This window comes from Mesorhizobium sp. P2_E7 (assembly GCF_056403855.1).
In genome coordinates this window covers 371,566-390,023 of the sequence record NZ_JBFUER010000001.1, presented here as the reverse complement: position 1 = coordinate 390,023, position 18,458 = coordinate 371,566, and the positions used below count along the sequence as shown (strand labels likewise).

At 61.5% G+C, this 18,458-nt stretch carries 16 protein-coding genes and 3 pseudogenes; 12 read left to right on the top strand and 7 right to left on the bottom strand.

The genetic code is table 11. The features are described 5' to 3' along the window. Positions 1 to 76: 76 nt before the first annotated feature. The 3 genes and pseudogenes from AC1DYC_RS01950 to AC1DYC_RS01940 form a co-directional block, all read right to left on the bottom strand. A pseudogene (locus tag AC1DYC_RS01950) lies at positions 77 to 466 on the bottom strand (substrate-binding domain-containing protein); the annotation flags it as partial. A gap of 195 nt (positions 467 to 661) precedes the next feature. Continuing rightward, positions 662 to 1,045: pseudogene (gene gloA2, locus AC1DYC_RS01945) on the bottom strand (SMU1112c/YaeR family gloxylase I-like metalloprotein). Between the two features lie 182 nt (positions 1,046 to 1,227). Further along, entirely contained in the window at positions 1,228 to 2,535 is a 1,308-nt protein-coding gene (locus AC1DYC_RS01940) for a mechanosensitive ion channel family protein (protein ID WP_477403506.1), read from the bottom strand. 954 nt (positions 2,536 to 3,489) lie between these two features. On the opposite strand from AC1DYC_RS01940, the gene AC1DYC_RS01935 reads away from it, so the two are divergent. The 9 genes from AC1DYC_RS01935 to AC1DYC_RS01895 all read left to right on the top strand — a co-directional run bounded on the left by AC1DYC_RS01935 (position 3,490) and on the right by AC1DYC_RS01895 (position 12,870). After that, the gene (locus AC1DYC_RS01935) at positions 3,490 to 4,503 is read left to right on the top strand and encodes an ABC transporter substrate-binding protein (RefSeq protein ID WP_477403504.1); all 1,014 of its coding nucleotides are present in this window, start codon (positions 3,490 to 3,492) and stop codon (positions 4,501 to 4,503) included. A 28-nt stretch (positions 4,504 to 4,531) separates the two neighbouring features. Beyond that, positions 4,532 to 5,536, top strand: coding sequence for an ABC transporter substrate-binding protein (locus AC1DYC_RS01930; protein WP_477403502.1), 1,005 nt, complete (start codon positions 4,532 to 4,534; stop codon positions 5,534 to 5,536). 53 nt (positions 5,537 to 5,589) lie between these two features. After that, positions 5,590 to 6,597 (top strand): ABC transporter substrate-binding protein, encoded by a 1,008-nt coding sequence (locus tag AC1DYC_RS01925; protein ID WP_477403500.1) that lies wholly within the window; start codon positions 5,590 to 5,592, stop codon positions 6,595 to 6,597. A 220-nt stretch (positions 6,598 to 6,817) separates the two neighbouring features. Continuing rightward, positions 6,818 to 7,837: an ABC transporter substrate-binding protein gene (locus tag AC1DYC_RS01920; RefSeq protein WP_477403499.1), complete on the top strand. Its 1,020-nt coding sequence runs from the start codon at positions 6,818 to 6,820 to the stop codon at positions 7,835 to 7,837. A gap of 38 nt (positions 7,838 to 7,875) precedes the next feature. Beyond that, on the top strand, positions 7,876 to 8,124 hold the full coding sequence (locus AC1DYC_RS01915; RefSeq protein ID WP_477403497.1) for a twin-arginine translocation signal domain-containing protein: 249 nt from the start codon (positions 7,876 to 7,878) through the stop codon (positions 8,122 to 8,124). Further along, the gene (locus tag AC1DYC_RS01910; RefSeq protein ID WP_477403495.1) at positions 8,121 to 8,726 is read left to right on the top strand and encodes an SCO family protein; all 606 of its coding nucleotides are present in this window, start codon (positions 8,121 to 8,123) and stop codon (positions 8,724 to 8,726) included. Before AC1DYC_RS01915 ends, AC1DYC_RS01910 begins: the two co-directional genes overlap by 4 nt. Next, positions 8,692 to 11,346, top strand: a complete 2,655-nt coding sequence (locus AC1DYC_RS01905) for a GAF domain-containing protein (protein ID WP_477403493.1) — start codon at positions 8,692 to 8,694, stop codon at positions 11,344 to 11,346. The genes AC1DYC_RS01910 and AC1DYC_RS01905 overlap by 35 nt, the downstream gene beginning before the upstream one ends. 14 nt (positions 11,347 to 11,360) lie before the next feature. Beyond that, the gene (locus AC1DYC_RS01900; protein WP_246501742.1) at positions 11,361 to 11,708 is read left to right on the top strand and encodes a response regulator; all 348 of its coding nucleotides are present in this window, start codon (positions 11,361 to 11,363) and stop codon (positions 11,706 to 11,708) included. Positions 11,709 to 11,721: 13 nt separating this feature from the next. Further along, positions 11,722 to 12,870: a response regulator gene (locus AC1DYC_RS01895; protein ID WP_477403491.1), complete on the top strand. Its 1,149-nt coding sequence runs from the start codon at positions 11,722 to 11,724 to the stop codon at positions 12,868 to 12,870. 463 nt (positions 12,871 to 13,333) lie between these two features. Here AC1DYC_RS01895 and AC1DYC_RS01890 read toward each other — a convergent pair whose 3' ends face one another. Further along, positions 13,334 to 13,621, bottom strand: a complete 288-nt coding sequence (locus AC1DYC_RS01890; RefSeq protein WP_477403489.1) for a hypothetical protein — start codon at positions 13,619 to 13,621, stop codon at positions 13,334 to 13,336. Positions 13,622 to 14,057: 436 nt separating this feature from the next. Between AC1DYC_RS01890 and AC1DYC_RS01885 the strand changes: the two genes are divergently transcribed. From AC1DYC_RS01885 to AC1DYC_RS01875, 3 genes are read left to right on the top strand one after another with little or no spacing between them, the layout of a single operon-like run. Further along, the gene (locus AC1DYC_RS01885) at positions 14,058 to 15,413 is read left to right on the top strand and encodes a selenium-binding family protein (RefSeq protein WP_477403487.1); all 1,356 of its coding nucleotides are present in this window, start codon (positions 14,058 to 14,060) and stop codon (positions 15,411 to 15,413) included. Continuing rightward, positions 15,410 to 15,781 carry a 2Fe-2S iron-sulfur cluster-binding protein gene (locus AC1DYC_RS01880; RefSeq protein ID WP_477403485.1) on the top strand — a complete coding sequence of 124 codons (372 nt, stop codon included), beginning with the start codon at positions 15,410 to 15,412 and terminating at the stop codon, positions 15,779 to 15,781. Before AC1DYC_RS01885 ends, AC1DYC_RS01880 begins: the two co-directional genes overlap by 4 nt. Before the next feature lie 5 nt (positions 15,782 to 15,786). Next, positions 15,787 to 16,236 carry a CoA-binding protein gene (locus AC1DYC_RS01875; protein ID WP_477408126.1) on the top strand — a complete coding sequence of 150 codons (450 nt, stop codon included), beginning with the start codon at positions 15,787 to 15,789 and terminating at the stop codon, positions 16,234 to 16,236. A gap of 192 nt (positions 16,237 to 16,428) precedes the next feature. Here AC1DYC_RS01875 and AC1DYC_RS01870 read toward each other — a convergent pair. The 3 genes and pseudogenes from AC1DYC_RS01870 to AC1DYC_RS01860 form a co-directional block, all read right to left on the bottom strand. Further along, positions 16,429 to 16,596: pseudogene (locus AC1DYC_RS01870) on the bottom strand (transposase); the annotation flags it as partial. A 37-nt stretch (positions 16,597 to 16,633) separates the two neighbouring features. Continuing rightward, entirely contained in the window at positions 16,634 to 17,149 is a 516-nt protein-coding gene (locus AC1DYC_RS01865) for a hypothetical protein (protein WP_477403483.1), read from the bottom strand. 79 nt (positions 17,150 to 17,228) lie between these two features. After that, the gene (locus AC1DYC_RS01860; protein ID WP_477403481.1) at positions 17,229 to 18,446 is read right to left on the bottom strand and encodes an NAD(P)-binding domain-containing protein; all 1,218 of its coding nucleotides are present in this window, start codon (positions 18,444 to 18,446) and stop codon (positions 17,229 to 17,231) included. Positions 18,447 to 18,458 lie beyond the last annotated feature (12 nt).

The window sequence follows — 18,458 nt, the reverse complement described above, 5'->3', positions numbered from 1 at the left end:
GGTGCCTGCAGCCCCAAAAACAAGGCCCCTCCCGGGGCCTTGCCATACCACCTCAATGCCAGGCTCTAATCGCCCCTCACTTCCCCATCAGCTGCTTGGCATTCTCCGCCGTGATCGCGGTCGTCTCCACCGTCACCGTCGGCTCGACCTCAGTGGCGCAGTCGAGCAGGATCTTTTTCGACATCTCGATCGCTTCCTTGGCGCCCGTCGGGTAGGTGAAGGTTGCTGCCCAGTCGCCCTTGGCTACGGCCTCGATGCCGCCGGCCGGGCCTGGCAGGCCGTCGGTGCCGATGATCTTGACGTCCTTGCCCGCGCCCTTGGCGGCGAGCAGCGCGCCGGCGGCCATCATGTCGTTGGAGGCGTAGAGCACCTTGATGTCGGGGTGCGCCTGCAGCATGGCGGCGAAGGCGACTTGCGCTTTGTCCGGCACCCAGTCGGCGGCCTGCTCGGCCACCACCTGGATCTTGCGCGCGGGCTGGCGTGCCGAGGGGAGTGCGCCAAAGCGGACCAGACTGTAGTTGTCTAGCGTTGGCGTGCGGTTCTCAGGGACCGAATGCTTACCTGGCAGAGCTGAACGCAACGTAGGCAGGCGGCGGCTCGCTAAATCCCTGGCAGTGGCGTTCCCACTTCCGATGACGTGGTCGCGAGAGCTAACCGTTCCTTATGGGGCTTCGTAGAGTTCCAGCGGCAATCCATCTGGGTCTCTGAAAAAGGTAAATCGTTGGTCTGTATATGGGTCGATCCGGATTGGCTCAACGGCAACGCCGGCGGCTTCCAGGCGCATAACTACGGGATCAAGATTCGCCACGGCAAATGCCAGATGTCTCAGGCCTGTCGCCTCTGGATGGGACGGCCGCATCACTGGTGCAGGGAAGGAGAACAATTCCAGTTGGACGGACCCGATCTGCAGATCCGCCTTTCATGACTGCCGCTCTTCCCGATAGACCTCCCGGATCGGTTCGAGGCCGAGGAGTTCGACGTAGAACCGTCGCGACCGGTCGTAGTCGGTGCAGATGAGCGCGACGTGGTGAATGGCGTTCAGCATGCTACGAACTCTAGCCAAGCCGGGATTTCAGGCCAAGGTCACCATCGGGTACGCGGGGCACTTTGTTGATGTCGCCGTTCGCGAGGGTCGCCTTGTCCGGATTGGGCACAGCGTCGGATGGTCGGCCTGCCCGTTGTCTGTCAGTGCCCCGCCCCTCTTCTTCCGCATCAACATCGAGAAGATCACTGGTCGTCGTGCCCTGGTCTGACCGGCCCAGCCTGTTTCATGATGATCTCGCGATGCGGATAGGGGATGCTTATGGCGTTTGCCTTGAAAGTGTCCCACAGCGCCAGCAGCACCTTGCCGCGCACGTTGGTCAGGCCTTGCTGCGGGTCGCGGATCCAGAAGCGCAGGACGAAGTTCAGCGAGGAGTCGCCGAAGTCCGTCAGCCAGCAGACAGGCCGCCGGTCGGCCTCGACCCGGCCGACGCTGATCGCGGCCTCTATCGCCAGTTCGCTGACCTTGTGCGGATCGGCGTCGTAGGAGACGCCGAAGTTCACGTCGAGGCGCACGAGGTTGTCGCTGAACGACCAGTTGATAACCCTCTGGGTGATGAAGTCCTCGTTGGGGATCAGGAATTCGCGGCCGTCGCGCGTCACCACCGAGACGAAGCGCGCCCGCAATTCGCGTATCCAGCCGAAGGTGCCTTCGAGCGAGATCGTGTCGCCCGGCTTGATCGACTTGTCGAGCAGGATGATCACGCCGGAGACGAAATTCGAAACGACCTTCTGGAGCCCGAAAGCGAGACCGACGCCAACGGCGCCGGAAAACACCGTCAGCGCCGTCAGGTCGAGACCGACGGCGGAAAGTGCCACGGCACCGGCCACCAGCACGAGGCCGATCTTTGCGACCTTGCCGACGAGGACGCGGATCGACGGTGTCAGTTCCTCGGAGAGGCGGACGCGCTCATCGATGTAATTGCCGGTGACCACCGCAAGCCAGACCGTTGCGATCAGGAGCAGCGCCGCCTTCAGCACCATGAGGGTCGAAAGGCGAACCGCGCCCAGAGGGATTGCCAGGCTGTCGAGGAAGGCGGCCGCCTCGTCACTGACGCCCAGGATGACAAGGGCCGCGTAGATCCAGGCCAGCCAACCCAGCGTGCGCGCGACGAGGCGGTTGCGGATGATGCGCGACAGCACGGTCGCGAACAGCCACGCCAGCGAGAGCAACAGCGCGACGAGCAGGAGATGGGTGCGGCTCGGCCAGGTGAAGGCGAGCAACAGGTTGAGCGCGGCAACAAGGAAGATAATGAACAGAATCCAGTCGGTGCGCCGCAACAGCGCGATGACGACCCTTAAGAGTCCGGGATGGCCCTTAATCTGGCGTGCCTGGTTCTCGACGAGAGGCTCGACCCGCAGCGCCGCCAGCTTCGCCACCGCAAAGAGCGAGGCAATGATGCCGATCTGATAGACGAACCAGGGCGCGGCGGCATAGTCGAACCATCCGCCGGCCCAGGCCAGCGCTCTATCGATGGCGTCGCGAAAATCCATTGCCACACGACCACTTGGCTACGAATTGCACGTCCACAATGTCGTCGGCCCTGTGATTGGTCAAGCCGACCTTCAGGGTCAGTAGCGGTCACTCTCGATGCCGGCTTCGCCCCAAGGCGGGGCAGCCGACCACGGCCTGCTCGCCCGAAGTCGCCGCCCAGGCGCAGGCGATCGCCACCGACTCCACCACGGTGGTCGAGGCGACGAAGGACGCGGCACATCCCAACGGTCAGGATATCGTGTACTGGATCGCGCCGGAAAACGGCGCCGCGAAGTCCGACGCGGCATGTCTTCCACCTCTGCGCGGCCGTCAGCCCGCTGAAGGACAAGACCGTCAACAGCGGCTCGGTGACGGAAGCCTACGCCCAGAACGCCACCCGCATCACCAAGCAGATCGAGATGGAGCAGAATCAGTGCGGATTCACGACCACGCCGTGAATTCGCCCACCGGATTTCGAAGACTTACATGGCGGAGCTGGGCGCAAGGTAAGCGGCTGACGGCTCACCAAATCCTGACAGGAGCGGGACGAAAGTTGAATGTCGCATTTGGGGCCGGAAGCGGAATGACGGCTTTTGGCGTCCGAAGAACGATAGCGGACGTTCCGCCGGTGGGATCATGCTCTGAAGCTAACCCGATGCAGACCTTTGCGTCGATCATTCGGAATGGCCGCAATCGAAGTGCCCATTCGCAACCGCGCAAACAGTCTCCCCTGACAGCGAGGTGCTGGCGGAACGTTTTGCGCTCGCTACCTACGCAAATTGGGCGTATCGTGGCATATCGTCTGTTGCTAATACATGAGCCAGCGACTGAGAGCGCAAGACTCTCGCATTGGATTAGGCGCGCTAGGTTCCACAACTACTAGTTGCGCCCATGGACCATCTGCCTCCGCCGAAACCTCTTTTGCTCGGTTCCGGCCAGAAGTGCCGTTTGCGATTCGGAAGTGGAGCGTACGGATGCAGATCATGCAAACCCGCCGCCGATTCCTGGCCGGCGCTGCGATGGCAGGCGCTGCCGGTATCGTCGGTCTTCCAGGGTCACTCCACGCGGAACCTCCGTTAGAAACGACCACGGTTCGTCTGCCGCTGTGGGTCGGTAGTTCCTACTGTTGGGCAGGTGCGTACATCGCCGGAGAACTGATGCGCGCCGAGGGTCTTACCGATGTCCGCTACGTGGAAGGCGACAAAAGCGTCAACCAATCGGTGTGGATCGCACGCGGTGAGACCGATTTCTCCGTGAACTTTGCGCCGAACCAGGTCGCGTCGATCGCCGCCGGCGTGCCGATCAAGGTGCTGACCGGGTTGCACTCCGGATGCCTTGAACTGATCGCCAAGGAGAGCATTCGCAGCGTCACGGATCTGCGGGGCAAGAGAGTGGGCGTGAACGGTTTCAACAACTCGCGGCACGTGTGGCTGTCCCTCATGTCCGCCTATGTCGGACTCGATCCGGTGAACGATATCCAATGGGTCTTGACTAACGACGTCAAGCCGACGGAACTCTTCGTCGAAGGGAAGATCGACGCATTCCTCGGGACGCCGCCCCAGCCGCAGGAGCTGCGCGCCAAGAAGATCGGCCACACGATCCTCAACAATGCCGTCGACCGCCCGTGGTCACAGTATTTCTGCTGCATGATCTCGGCCACGACGGACTACGTGACAAGATACCCGGTGGCGACCAAGCGGGTCGTGCGATCCATCCTCAAGGCCGCCGACCTCTGCGTGTCGGATCCGGAAGGGGTGGCGCAGCAGATGGTCGATCGCGATTTCGAGACCAGCTATGACTACGCGCTCCAAACTCTGAAGGACATTCGGTACGACCGCTGGCGGGAATTCGATCCCGAAGACTCCTTGCGATTCTACGCACTGCGCATGCAGGAGACGGGCATGATCAAATCGAGCCCGCAAGAGATCATCGCCAACGGAACGGACTGGCGCTTTCTCGACGAGTTGAAGCGTGAGCTGAAAACCTGATCCCATTTGTCTCAGGGGAGACGTGGACATGGATATCATCCAAAGCCGCCGGCGCTTCCTGGCCGGCCTTTCGGCAGCCAGCGCCGCGAGCCTCGTTGGGGTCCGGCAATCGCTCTCCGCAGAGCCACCGCCAGAGACGACGCGGATCCGGCTCATCCGGCTTCCCAGCATCTGTCAGGCCCCCCAGTATGTAGCCGAAGAACTGCTGCGCAGCGAAGGGTTCACCGAGGTGCACTACCTCCAAAAGAGGGGGACCGCAGACATCGCGCCGGCCCTCGCCTCTGGTGAAGCCGACCTCAGTGCGCATTTCGCCGCCCCGCTCCTTCTCCACCTGGAGGCTGGGGATCCCATCGTCATCCTGGCTGGACTCCACGTCGGCTGCTTTGAGCTGTTCAGCACCGATGGCGTGCAATCGATCCGCGACCTCAAGGGGAAGACGGTGGCTGTGCCGTCGCTGGATTCCGCCCGATACGTCTTTCTCGCCGCTATGACGGCGTATGTGGGCCTGGACCTCCATAAGGACATACACTTCGTCACGCATCCGGGCCCCGAGTCCATCCGGCTCCTCAGTGAGGGGAAGATCGACGCCTACCTGGGCTTTCCCCCCGAACCGCAGGAGATGCGGGAGCAGCAGATCGGCCATGTAGTGATTAGCAGCACCGTGGACCGGCCCTGGTCGCAATACTTCTGCTGCATGCTGGCTGGGAACCGGGAGTTCGTCCGCACGAATCCGGTGGCCACCAAACGCGCCCTCCGCGCCATGTTGAAAGCGGCGGATTTTTGCGCCAGCGAGCCGGAGCAATCCGCCCAGTTCTTGGTGGAGCAGGGCTATACCAGGCGCTATGACCATGCCCTCCAGGTCATGAAGGCGATCCCCTACGGTTGGCGTGAGTATAGCGCTGAGGACACCCTGCGCTTCTACGCTTTGCGCCTCCACGAGGTCGGGATGCTCAAGAGCACCCCCCAGAAGCTCTTGGCCCAGGGCACCGACTGGCGTTTCCTCAACGAACTGGAGAACGAGTTGAAGACGTAGGCAATCGCCGACACGCCGCGCGCCCTATCGAGGAAGGAGAGAAGGAGAGGCTTATGCAGATCATCCAGAACCGCCGTCGCTTCCTGGCCGGTGCTGCGGCAGCAGGCGCTGCAGGTCTCATCGGCGCAACGACTGACGCTTGGGCCGAGGCACCCCCCGAAACGACCTCCGTCCGCTTGCCGCGGTGGATCGATGGTGCCTACTGCTGGGCGGGGATGTACCTGGCCGGAGAGCTCCTCAAAGCGGAGGGCTTCACCGACGTCCGCTACGTGCAGGGCGACGAGAAAGTCGATCAGGCGGTGTGGATTGCACGCGGCGACACGGATTTCAGCATGAATTACGCGCCGGTCCATGTCGCGTCGATCGACGCCGGCGTGCCAATCAGGGTGCTTGGCGGTCTGCACTCCGGGTGCCTCGAGCTGATCGCCAACGACAGCATCCAAGGCATCCCGGACCTCAAGGGCAAGCGGGTGGGCATGCACGACATCGATGCGCCGTCGCGCGTGCTGGTCGCCCTGATGGCCGCCTATATCGGACTGGACCCCGTCAACGACATCGAATGGGTCCAGGAAAGCAAGCCGGTAGAAGCCTTCGCCGACGGGAAGTTCGATGCATATCTCTTCACGCCGCCGGAGACGCAGCAACTGCGCGCCAAGAAAATCGGCCACACGATCCTCAACACGACCCTCGACCGCCCTTGGTCGCAGTACTTCTGCTGCATGACTTCGGCCGCCGCGGACTACGTGGACAGATACCCGGTGGCGACCAAGCGCGTGCTCAGGGCCATCGTCAAGGGCGCCGACCTATGCATTTCGGATCCCGCATGGAGTGCAGCGCAGATGGTCGATCGAGGTTTCGTCCCCAGCTACGAAATCGCGCTGCAAACGCTGAGCGACACGCGGTACGACGTCTGGCGGGACTACGATGCTGAAGCCTCGATGCGCTTCTACGCGCTGCGCATGCACGAGACGGGCATGATCAAGTCGAGCCCACAGCAGATCATCGCCGATGGAACGGACTGGCGCTTCATCGAGGAGTTGAAGCGTGAGTTGAAAATCTGAGCCTGCTTTGTCACAGGGAGGAAGCGTGACATGCGGAGCATCCAGAATCGCCGCCGCTTCGTGGCCGGCCTATCGGCGGTCTGCGCCGCAGGCCTCGCCAGCGTGCCGACATCGACTCATGCCGAGCCGGCACCGGTGACCACGACAGTGCGTCTGCCAAGGACGTTCCGCGCCGTTTGCGAAAGCGGGAATTGAAAGGCTGACAAGGAGGAGTGACCCCATGCCAATTATCCAGAACCGCCGCGGCTTCATGGCCGGCCTGGCAGCCGGCACCGTGGGAATTGTCGCAACCCCGAGATTGGCGTTTGCCGAGCCGGAGCCCGAGACGACCAGTGTCCGGCTGGGGCGGTGGGTCGGAGGCGCCTACTGCTGGGAGTCGCTCTACCTAGCTGGCGAACTGCTCCGCGCCGGCGGCATGACCGACGTGCAGTACGTGCAAGGTGATCAAAAGTACTTCGACAACAGCCAATGGATTGCAGCGGGTGAGACGGACTTCGACTTCAACATGCCGCCGATGCACATCCGCAGCGTCGAGGCCGGGGTGCCCGTCAAGATCCTGGCCGGCGTGCATTCCGGCTGCTGGGAGTTGCGGGCGAACGATCGCGTCAACAGCGTTGCCGACCTAAAGGGCAAGCGGGTGGGGGTCTGGGCGATGAACGACCACCCGCAGGTGTTTCTCCAACTGCTGATCAACTATGTCGGGCTCGATCCCAACCACGATGTTGAGTGGGTAGTAGGCGTCCAGGAGAACGGCTCGCTCATGCAGAACTTCATCGACGGCAAGGTCGATGCCTTCCTGGTAGACACCAGCCAATACTCCGAGGTTCGGAACAAGAAGGTAGGTCACACGGTCTTCAGCAATCTTATCGACCGTCCCTGGTCGCAGTATTTTTGTTGCATGCTCGCCGGCCGGACCGACTATGTCGATAGGTATCCGGTCGCCACCAAGCGCGTGCTGCGGGCCATCCTCCAGGCTGTCGAATTCTGCGTGTCGAACCCGAAATCGGCCGCCCGCGCGGTGGTCGATCGAGGCTTTCTGCCGAGCTACGACGTTGCGCTGACCACTCTGCAGAACACCGGGCACGACAAGTGGCGGGAATACGATGCTGAAGACTCGGTGCGCTTCTACGCGCTGCGCCTCCTGGAGACGGGCATGATCAAGTCAAGCCCGCAGGAGATCATCGCCAAAGGGACGGATTTCCGCTTCTTCGAAGAGATCAAGCGCGAACTGAAGACGTGAAAGGCGCAGCGCGAAGGACCGCTGAAGGGGAGAACGTCGTGCACATCATCCAGAATCGCCGCCGCTTCATGGCCGGCATCGCGGCGGGTGCCGCGGGATTAGTCGCAGCCCCGAGGCTGGCGCTCGCCGAGCCGGCGCCAGAGACGACGAAAGTCCGGTTGCCGGTGTTCACCAAGGTCTCGGACTGCCAATCGCCGATGTATGCGGCCACCGAGCCACAGGAGGTCCTGGACCGCGGCACCGACTGGCGTTTCCTTAAAGAGCTCAAGCGCGAGATGAAGACGTGAGCCGCTGGCCGACGTGCGCGTTGCTGCTCCTCGCCCTCGTCGCTGAGCCTGCGCACACCTCAGCGCACGAAGCGTCAGCGCACGCCGGAGACAGCGAGCGCCTGCCGATGATGGGCGCTGCACCGGATTTCACGCTGATATCGCAGGACCACAAGCGCGTGTCGCTGCACGACTTCCGCGGCAAGGTGGTCGCCATCGCCTTCATCTATACGTACTGTACCGACGTCTGCCCCATGCTGACCGCCCATATGGCCAGCGTGCAGGAGAAGCTGGGCTCTACGTTCGGATCGAAGATCGACTTCGTTTCGATCACTGTCGACCCGGAGCGCGATACGCCCGATGTCTTGAAGGAATATGCGCAGAATTTTGGGGCCGATCATAAGGGCTGGTCGTTTCTTACCGGTGATCCGGCGGTCGTCCATGAGGTGGGACGGAAATACGGGGTCATCGCGAAGAAGGCGGCGAACGGAGAGGTCGACCATACCTTGTTGACGTCACTCGTAGACCCCAATGGCATCTTGCGAGTACAGTATCTTGGCGTCCGGTTCGACTTGGAGGAGTTCCGGGATGACCTTGTCAGCCTCTTGGACGAATCCAAATAGCATAGCGAACCGGCTCGTTGGCTGGGTTGCCCGGCTGCCGGCGCGCGTCCAGACCAAGCTCTTGATCGCGTTCCTGTCGATCGTCGGCCTGCTGATCGTGCTCGGGGCCGTCGGGTTGCAGGTGCTGAGTGGGGTCAATGATCAGACCAACGAGCTGATCAAGCTGCAGCGCAGGATCGCGGCCTACCGCCAGGTACAGCACGATACGACCACCCAGCTCTACGGCATCTCCACCGCCCTGTTGCTTCAGGACGACCGGATGCTGGATGCTGCGCTGCGCCAGCTCAATCAGTTCGGCTACGACCTCGACCGCATGGAGTTCGTCGCCAAAGCCGAGGTGGAAGTACTTGGCCAGGTCAGGCAAGAGTACGAACGGCTGACAGCCGGGGTGACGCACGTAGCCGAACTCGTCCACGCCGGCCGCACTGGGGAGGCGCGCAAGGTTCAGCTTGATGAAATCATACCGTCGGCCGATCGCCTCGAGCGGCTGACAAACCAGCTGGTCAACATCGCCGAAGCCGACATGGTGGCAGCCATAGAAACGACCGAGGGTGCGTACGGCACGTCCAGACTGATCGTGTTCTCGTTTGCGGTGGGCAGCATTCTGCTGGCGCTGGGGCTCGGTTACATCATCTCCTGGTCGTTGATCGAACCGGTCAAGAAGATCGAGACGCGTCTCAGCCAGATAGCGGCCGGTGACTTCGCCCAACACGTTGCCGTCGCCAATCGCGACGAACTTGGAGTGCTCGCCGCTAACGTCAACCAGACCTCCGACCAGCTGGGGCGCCTGTATCAGGAGATTGAGACGCGCACCCAGCAGCTCGACGAAGCACTTCAGCAGCAGACAGCCACTGCAGACGTTCTGAAGGTGATCAGCCGCTCTACCTTCGATCTGCAGGTCGTGCTCGATACGTTGGTGGAATCGGCTGTCAGGCTCTGCCGTGCCGACAAGGGTGGTATCGTGCAGTTGCTGGATGGCGTATTCCGCTATGTATCGACGCATGGCTACCCGCCCAGTTTCCGTGCTTATGTCGACGCAAATCCATTTCCAGCGCTTGCCGCAGGCCGAGGCTCCGCCGTAGGGCGCGTAATCGAAGAACGGCGGATCGTGCAAATCGAAGACGTGACCGCTGATCCGGACTACCGCGTTGCTTTGATCGCTGAGGCAGGCGGATTCCGCACCGTCCTCGCTGCCCCGCTCTTGCGGGAAGGTGATCTCATTGGCGTATTCGTCATGACGAGGGTTGAGCCGCAACCCTTCAATCCCAAGGAGATCGCACTTGTCGAGACATTCGCCGACCAGGCCGTGATCGCCATCGAGAATGCGCGGCTCTTCGAGGCGGTGCAGTCACGGACGCGCGAGCTTGCCGCGTCTGTCGGTGAGCTCGAGGCGCTTGGTGAGGTGAGCAAGGCGGTCAATTCGACGCTGGATCTCGACACGGTGCTGAAAACGATCGTCGCCAAAGCGGTCCAGTTGTCAGAAACGGATGCTGGCACCATCTACGTGTTCAGCAGCACGCGGCAGCAATTCCTTCCGCGCGCGAACTTCGGTATGAGCGATGAGCTTATTGCCGCAGTCTCACACCAGACGATCGGGCTGGCCGACATGGGGATCGGCGACGCACCCGGGCGCTGCATGCCGGTGCAGTTTCCTGACCTCAGCCAGGAGACCTCATCCTTCCTTGTAAGAAAGACGATCGTCGAAGCCGGATATCGCGGTATCCTGATCGTTCCGCTGCTGAGGCCCAACAAGATCGTCGGTGCACTGGTCGTCAGGCGCCACAAGCCAGGTGCCTTCCATGAGCAAGTTGTCCACCTGCTGGAGACCTTCGCAGCCCAATCGGTGCTCGCGATCCAGAATGCCAAGCTGTTCCGCGAGATCGAGGAGAAAGGCCGGGAGTTGGAGGCAGCTAGCCGCCATAAGTCCCAGTTCCTCGCGAATATGAGCCACGAGCTCAGGACACCGCTCAATTCGGTCTTGGGCTTCACAGAACTGCTGGTCGACGGCATCTACGGCGAACTCCCGGACAGGGCAAAGACGACCGTCGCGCGCGTGCAGGCAAACGGCCGTCACCTCCTCGGGCTGATCAACGACGTACTCGACCTTTCCAAGATCGAAGCCGGCCAGCTCTCGCTGGCGATCGAGGACTACTCCGTCGCGCAGATTGTTCGATCGACCGTTGCGGCTGTCGAGCCGCTGGCGCGAGCGAAGGGTCTTGAGCTTTCAACCACTGTTGCCGAGAAACTTCCAATAGGCCGCGGGGACGAACGCCGTTTGACGCAGGTCCTGCTCAATCTCGCAGGCAATGCCGTCAAGTTCACCGAAACGGGTGCGGTCGACATTCTTGCCGATGCGGTCGACGGGCACTTCGAGATCACCGTCCGAGACACCGGTCCCGGCATCGCGTCCAAGGACCAGGCTCTCATCTTCGAAGAATTCCAACAGGTCGACAATAGCAGCACCAGGCAGAAGGGTGGCACAGGTCTTGGCCTGGCGATCTCGAAGCGCATCGTCGAAATGCATGGCGGAACCATAGACGTCGAGTCCGTGATCGGGTCAGGGGCGACATTCCGTCTCAAGGTACCAATCCGGGTGAATGAGGACATGAGGGCCGCATGAGCAAACGAATCCTGATGGTGGAAGACACCGAGGACAACCGCCAGATCATCCGCGATCTCATTGCCACCACCGAGTACGAACTGATCGAGGCGGCGGACGGCGCCGCCGGCATCGCTGCGGCCGGAGCGCACAGGCCAGACCTGATCCTCATGGACATTCAGCTGCCGGTGATCGACGGATATGAAGCTGCCCGCCGCATCAAGGCCGATCCGGCGCTGCGGCACATTCCGATTATCGCCGTCACCTCCTACGCGTTGTCGGGCGACGAAGCGAAAGCCCTTGCTGCCGGCTGCGATGGCTATATCGCCAAGCCATTCAGTCCGCGCCAGCTGCTTTCCGAGATTCGCGGGTTCCTTTCTTGAGGGAGGCAGCGCCTTGCACGATCCGCCACGCATTCTCGCGGTCGACGATACTCCGGAGAACCTGGAAATCCTGCGCATGCGCCTCGAGGCGAACGGCTACGAAGTTGCAACCGCCGCCGATGGTGAAGAGGGGCTTGCGAAAGCCCGCGAACTCACGCCGGATCTGATCCTGCTCGACATCATGATGCCGAAGCTCGACGGCATTAGTGTGGTACGCATGCTCAAGCAGGACACCTCCCTGCAGGCGATTCCGGTCATCCTCGTCACCGCGAAGGCCGACACGCGCGATGTGGTCGAGGGGCTGGACGCCGGTGGCGACGACTACCTGACAAAGCCCTTCGATCATCAGGCGCTGTTGGCGCGGGTGCGTTCGATGCTGCGCCAGAAGGCGCTTCACGACACTGTCGCGAGCCAGGCCAAGCGCCTAGAGGACCAAGCCGCGCAACTTTCCGACTGGAACCGCTCGCTCGAGCAAACCGTGGCCGACCAGGTGACGGAGCTCGAGCGAATGGCGCGGCTCAGGCGGTTCCTGCCCGAACAGGTCGCCGACCTTATTGTTGCAGCGGGCAATGGAGACGCGCTCTTGCAGAGCCACCGTCGCGAGGTGACCGTTGTCTTTTGCGATTTGCGCGGCTTTACGGCCTTCGCGGAGACCGCAGAACCCGAAGAAGTCATGACGGTTCTTGCCGAGTATCATTCCTGTCTTGGTGAACAAATCGTCCGCCACGAGGGAACTCTCGAGCGGTTCGTCGGCGACGGTATCGTCGTGGTTTTCAACGATCCACTGCTATGCGCCGACCACAGCGAGAGAGCCGTCTCGATGGCTGCTGCGATGCGCGACGCGATTGATGAGCATTCAGAGCGATGGCGCAAGCGGGACTATTTGCTGGGCTTCGGGATCGGCATTGCCAGGGGCCACGCAACCATAGGGCGCATCGGTTTTGATCAGCGCTCGGACTATGCCGTCATTGGCACGGTGTCGAACCATGCCGCCCGATTGTGCGAGGAGGCCAGATCCCGCCAGATTCTCGTTAGCCAACGGGTCCTCGGCGCTGTCGAGTCGATGGTCGAATCCGTTCTTGTTGGCGAACTGACGCTGAAAGGTTTTCGCCGCCCGATGCCGGCCTATGAAATCGTGCGGTGGATGGGTCGGCCCAGCTAGTGTCGGTTGCACGCTGGTCTCTTTCGCACGATGCGGCCCATCGAACCGTCGGCACAAAGCAGTCCGGCCACCGACCGATCTCGCAATCTCCGCAACGGGGAGAATGCGGTCGTTCCGCAAGTACAACCAATGGCCGCCTCTGGCGCAACGCGCCTTCTCGCCTGTTCGCTCGAATGGCGCTTTTGGGATGCCGCTATTGCCTGCTCAACGACCGAGATGCGGCGCGAAGCGGCCATTCACCGTAACTTGCCGGAACGCAACAAGGCCCCTCGCGGGGCCTTGCCGTATCAAACGCTGCCGTAGAGCGGTTCGCCCCTCACTTCCCCATCAGCTGCTTGGCATTCTCAGCCGTGATCGCGGTGGTCTCCACCGTCACCGTCGGCTGCACCGCCACGGCGGCGGGAAGCCCGAGACCAGACCGCAGGCGATCGACGCGACAGGCGCCAAAGGGCCGTACCTGACCCTATGCTCGCTTCACAATTCTCGGTTTAGTCGGTCGGCGGGATTGAGCCGCGCTCTCGAGGGTCAAGGCCAACCGCTTCTCTTCTTCGATGGCGCGATCTACTGCCTCGATTTCCTCTTGGAGCGCCTTCAGCTCGGCTCCGTAGCTGGAGCCATCGCTGTCCCCGATCTGAAAGCCACTTGCCCGCATTGCGTCGCGAGTATGGTGCACGTTACGGACTCCTTCGCGTCGAGTCGCGACCAGGATTTCCCTAAACTCTTCAAGACGTTCAACGTGATTGCGAGTCATTGCGTTCTCCTATTCCGTCGTCATCGTCGCCTGCGGCGATTCAGAACGGCTAAAAATTACGACGCAGAAGCCTTAAAAGAGTACAGGAGATTCTCTCGACAAAGCATGAGTGCGGAAGCTCAAATTTGAACGTCTTGCATAAACGTGGAGCGCAGCAGGCGGAAATTGGCCTGGGACCCAGGTGTTCGACTCTACCGCCAGCTTCGAGGCTCGGAAGGCCAGAAGCGGACCTCTAAACGCCGGGCCGCTGCAAGCGGTTCTCAATAACCCTCGGGCGGTCAATACCTGGCGCCCCACGAGGGCTCTGTCGCCAAGTTGTACGTCACGTGCGCACTTCACAAGCCACCCCGGCCATAGCGCCGATGCCAAGCATGCACTAACATTCCAGCTCGACCCCGTTGGGGCTGGCCAGTGATCTGTTCAAAGGGAAGTACCCATGACCAATCATTGCTGTGGACCGGGCTATGCTTCTCCCGCCGAGGCGATGACGGCGCCTCGCGAAAAGCTGCTCTATACGATTGCCATCTACACCGGCACGGGCATTCAGAAGCCGGACTATTTGTGTACCATTGATGTCGACCCGCAGAGTTCGACCTACAGCCAGGTCATTTCTCGTTTGCAAATGCCAGGCATTGGCGATGAGCTCCATCACTCGGGCTGGAATGCCTGTTCGTCGTGCCATGGCGATGCGAGCATGGAGCGGAAATATCTGATTGTGCCGGGTGTGCGCTCGACCAATCTGCATATTGTTGACTGCGGTACCGATCCTCGCAATCCGACACTGTTCAAGGTCATAGACGGCGCTGACATCAAAGCCAGGACCAATCTGTCGGCACCGCACACAGTGCATTGCCTCGGCTCGGACATCATCGTTTCCATGCTTGGCGATGCTCAAGGCAATGCCCCCGGCGGCTATCTGCAACTCAGCAAGGAGTTCGAGATTGTCGGCCGCTGGGAAAACTCCATGGGCGGCATCAAGTTCGGCTATGATTTCTGGTACCAGCCGCGACACAACGTGATGGTCAGCTCGGAGTGGGCCGCGCCCAACACTTTCATGCCTGGCTTTGACCTGGAAGAGGTTGGCCATCTCAAATACGGCCGGGAGATCCATTTCTGGGATTTTGAAAAGAAGGAGCCAAAGCAGACATTCTACCTCGGTGAAGATGGCTTGATCCCACTGGAAGTGCGGTTCCATCATGATCCCGACAGCAGCCACGGTTTTGTCGGCGCGGCCCTTTCCGCAAACATCATCCATTGGTGGAAAGACGCGGCGGGAGACTGGCAGTGGGAAAAAATTGTCGATGTCGACAATGAGCCGCATCCCGAATGGCCGATCCCAATACCGGGCGTCATCTCGGTCATTCTGCTCAGCATGGACGATCGATACCTCTATCTCTGCAACTGGCTGCATGGCGACATCCGTCAGTACGACATCTCGGACCCTCACAACGCCAAGCTTACTGGACAAGTGTGGATGGGCGGACTTCTCGGCCGTGCGCCTGAGGTCAACGGCGTGAAAGTGACTGGCGGCCCCCAGATGATACAGCTCAGCCTCGACGGCAAGCGCCTCTATGTGACGACCTCGCTGTTCTCTACCTGGGACAATCAGTTCTATCCGGAAATCCGCACCAATGGCGGGTGCATGCTGATGGTCAATTGCGATACGGAAAATGGCGGCATGGAAATCGATCCGCTGTTCGTCGTTGATTTCGGCAAGGAACCGAATGGACCAAGCCGCTGCCACGAAACCCGTTATCCCGGCGGGGATTGCACGAGCGACATCTGGGTATGACCATCTTCACCATCACCCTCGCCAATCAAGGCGGTGCGGCCTATGACGTCGATCACCGCAAGCCCCTCTTGCAAAGCTTGCGCGAGCAGGGCGTGGACCTGCCATACGGCTGCAAGTATGGCGGCTGCATAAGCTGCGCGGCCAAGATGATCAGCGGCAAGGTCGATCAAAAGGCGCAGGTGGCGCTGAACAACCGCCAGATCAACAATGGCTACATAATCCTCTGCGTTGCCCGGCCCATGAGCGACTGCACGCTGGAGGTCGGCGTTGAAAGCCACGACAAGCTCTATCGCAACCCCTTCCTCGACCCCCTGGCCGCGCATGAATTGAAAGCCGATATCGCGACCCCTCTGGACGACAAGAAATGACCCATATGAATCATGATGAGCCCTATCCGGAGGCCTATCTGCAAGGGATTCTGAAATCGGTCAAAACCATCGCGATGGTGGGGGCCAGCCCCGACAAGACCAGGTTTTCCTATGGTGTCCTGAGGGTGCTGCACGAAACCGGCTATGACATGATCCCGGTCAACCCCAGTTCCGGTCTGGAGGAAATTCGAGGACTTAAAGTGTACCCGTCGCTGGCGGCCATCGACCGGCCTGTCGACATGGTCGAGGTGTTTCGCCGCTCCGAAGATCTGCTGGAAGTCGCACAGGAAGCCATCGCCATCAATGCTAGGGTTTTGTGGGGCCAGATCGGGGTGCGCGATGACGCTGCCGCCCGGCTGGCGGAGGAGGCGGGCTTGAAAGTGGTGATGAACCGCTGTCCCAAGATTGAGTTGTTCCGCCCCTTCTGGAAGCCGAAGCTGCATTTGGGAATATGATCGCAGGGTCGCGGAATTCGGTGTTGTCGCGGTGACTAACCTGGTCCTCTGTCTTGGACTTTCCTTAGCGGGTTGAATTTTGCTTAGGACGTAGACTCATTACTGCGTATCCAAATGCGGACGGCTACAAGCTTGAGGGCGGCGAGGTAGTTTTCGGCCAGTTTGTCGTAGCGGGTTGCGATGCGGCGGAGGCGGGCCGTAGCGGCCGGGCAAGTCGGCCCAGCGCGCTCCGGAGCGCAACACCCAGAAGATGCCGTTGAGCACACGCCGGTCGTCCACGCGTGGCACACCACCTGGCTTGTTGGGAAGGTGAAGCTGGATTGCGCGCCACTCGAAGTCGGTCAGATCGAATCGGCTGATGCCAACGGTGAATCAGCTTGGGCGGTCGAAGGAAAGTCTAATTGAACTCAAGCCCGTTGATTTTGGCGATCACATCGCTGTCCAAATTCAGCATGGCCTCCGCGACATCGACATGACCTTTAGCAACGGCCTGAGCAGCCATTGCCGACAAAAGCATCGATTGATCCCAAGCATCATTTCGATGGAGACTCACGACCTCGCCAAGGCTCGCCAGAGCGCGGTGATAGTCGTCGGCGAAATCGGCAGGGATCTCGGGTCCACGCCCTGTTCTCCGGGCAACTTCAATAGCTGCAGGTAGCTGGAAGAATGAAGAGTCGATGGGCGTTCGCGTCTCAGCAGCAATTTCCACGATGTGCGGAATAGCTGCATAAGAGGCTGTATAAACGTCACCTTGATGGCAAAGGCTCGACCAGAGGCTATACCACGGCTCGTCCTGATAGCCTTTCTTAGGACTGGTGGCTGCGCGCAATTCCCGCAGCAGACCTGGAACGTTCACCGCGCGGCCGTATGCATGCTGCAGTTCGCCCCATCGGTGGTCTTCAAGTGAGAGCATCAGAGTATCCTACCTTCCAAAGCCTCACAATCAAACACCACCTGCCATCGCCTGCGTCGCCGGTCCACAGTTTATGAGTTTACGCCCTGATGTACGATGCCAGATGGTCGCTGAGATCACGCGCGTCGTCGCCGGCGCCGTCGATCAGCGCAGACTTGCGGCGGCGCAGAAACTGCATCCCCATCAGGTACAGGCCCGGATGTTCCGCAACCCCGCCATCGTGACGGACGTAACCCTTGCGGTCGAGGACCGGCAGTTCCAGCCAGGAGTAGTCCGGCCGGTAGCCGGTGGCCCAGATGATCGTCCTGATCGCGCCTCCGGCGAGGTCGAGGCCGAGCGGCGGGCTGTCCTCGACACGGGTCGGCGGCAGGCGATTCGGCGGCCCGACGGTCGCGTCCAGGCCGTTGGCGCGCGCCCATTCGTCGATGAGGTCGAGCAGCCGCGCCATCTTGAGATCGGAAAGCGCGCACATGTTGCGCAACGAGCCCGCGAACTGGGCCTTGCCGTCTTCGGTGATGCCGGCGAGGCGGCCGACAAGCCTGACGCCGAGGTCCACCAGCGCATTGAGGTCGAGGGTGGTGCGGTCGGGCGTTCCGGCAAGCTGCAGCGAAGGAACCCGTCGCGCCCGCCTGATGTCCTCTACCTCGTCGTAGCGCTCGTCGAGCACGCCGGCGGCGTCCATCCACCATTCCAGGTCCTTGCCGCGATAGACGCGGGGCGCCCGGATGTGCTCGCCCACCGACAGGGTCACTTGGCGCCCCGAACGCTGCAGCTCCTGTGCGATCTGGGTGCCGCTCGACGACGCGCCCACCACCATCACGCCACCGTCGGCGACCTGACGCGGATTGCGGTAGGACTGTGCCGTCAGCATGGCGACCGACGGCGGCACGCGGCTGGCGACGTCGGGCATGCGCGCGATGTTGCACGCGCCCGACGCCAGCACGACGGTCCGACACCGCCACTCGCCGCGGTCCGTGCGCACGAGATATCCCGCCCCGTCGCTGCGAACCGATGTAACGGTCGTGTGGGTTCTGACCGGAGCCGAGATCGCCTTGGCATAATTCCCGAGGAAGTCGATCACCTCAGGCATCGTCCGGTAGCCGTCGGGATCGTCGCCGTCATAGCGGAAGCCCGGCAGCCGGCTCTGCCAGTTCGGGGTGAGCAACCGCAGCGAATCCCATCGCTCGGTGCGCCAGCTATGGGCGATCTCGCCGCGCTCCAGCAGCACATGGTCGATAGAGCGCTCCGCGAGGCAGCGGCTCATCGCGAGCCCCGCGTGCCCTGCGCCGACGATCACTGTGGTGACGGA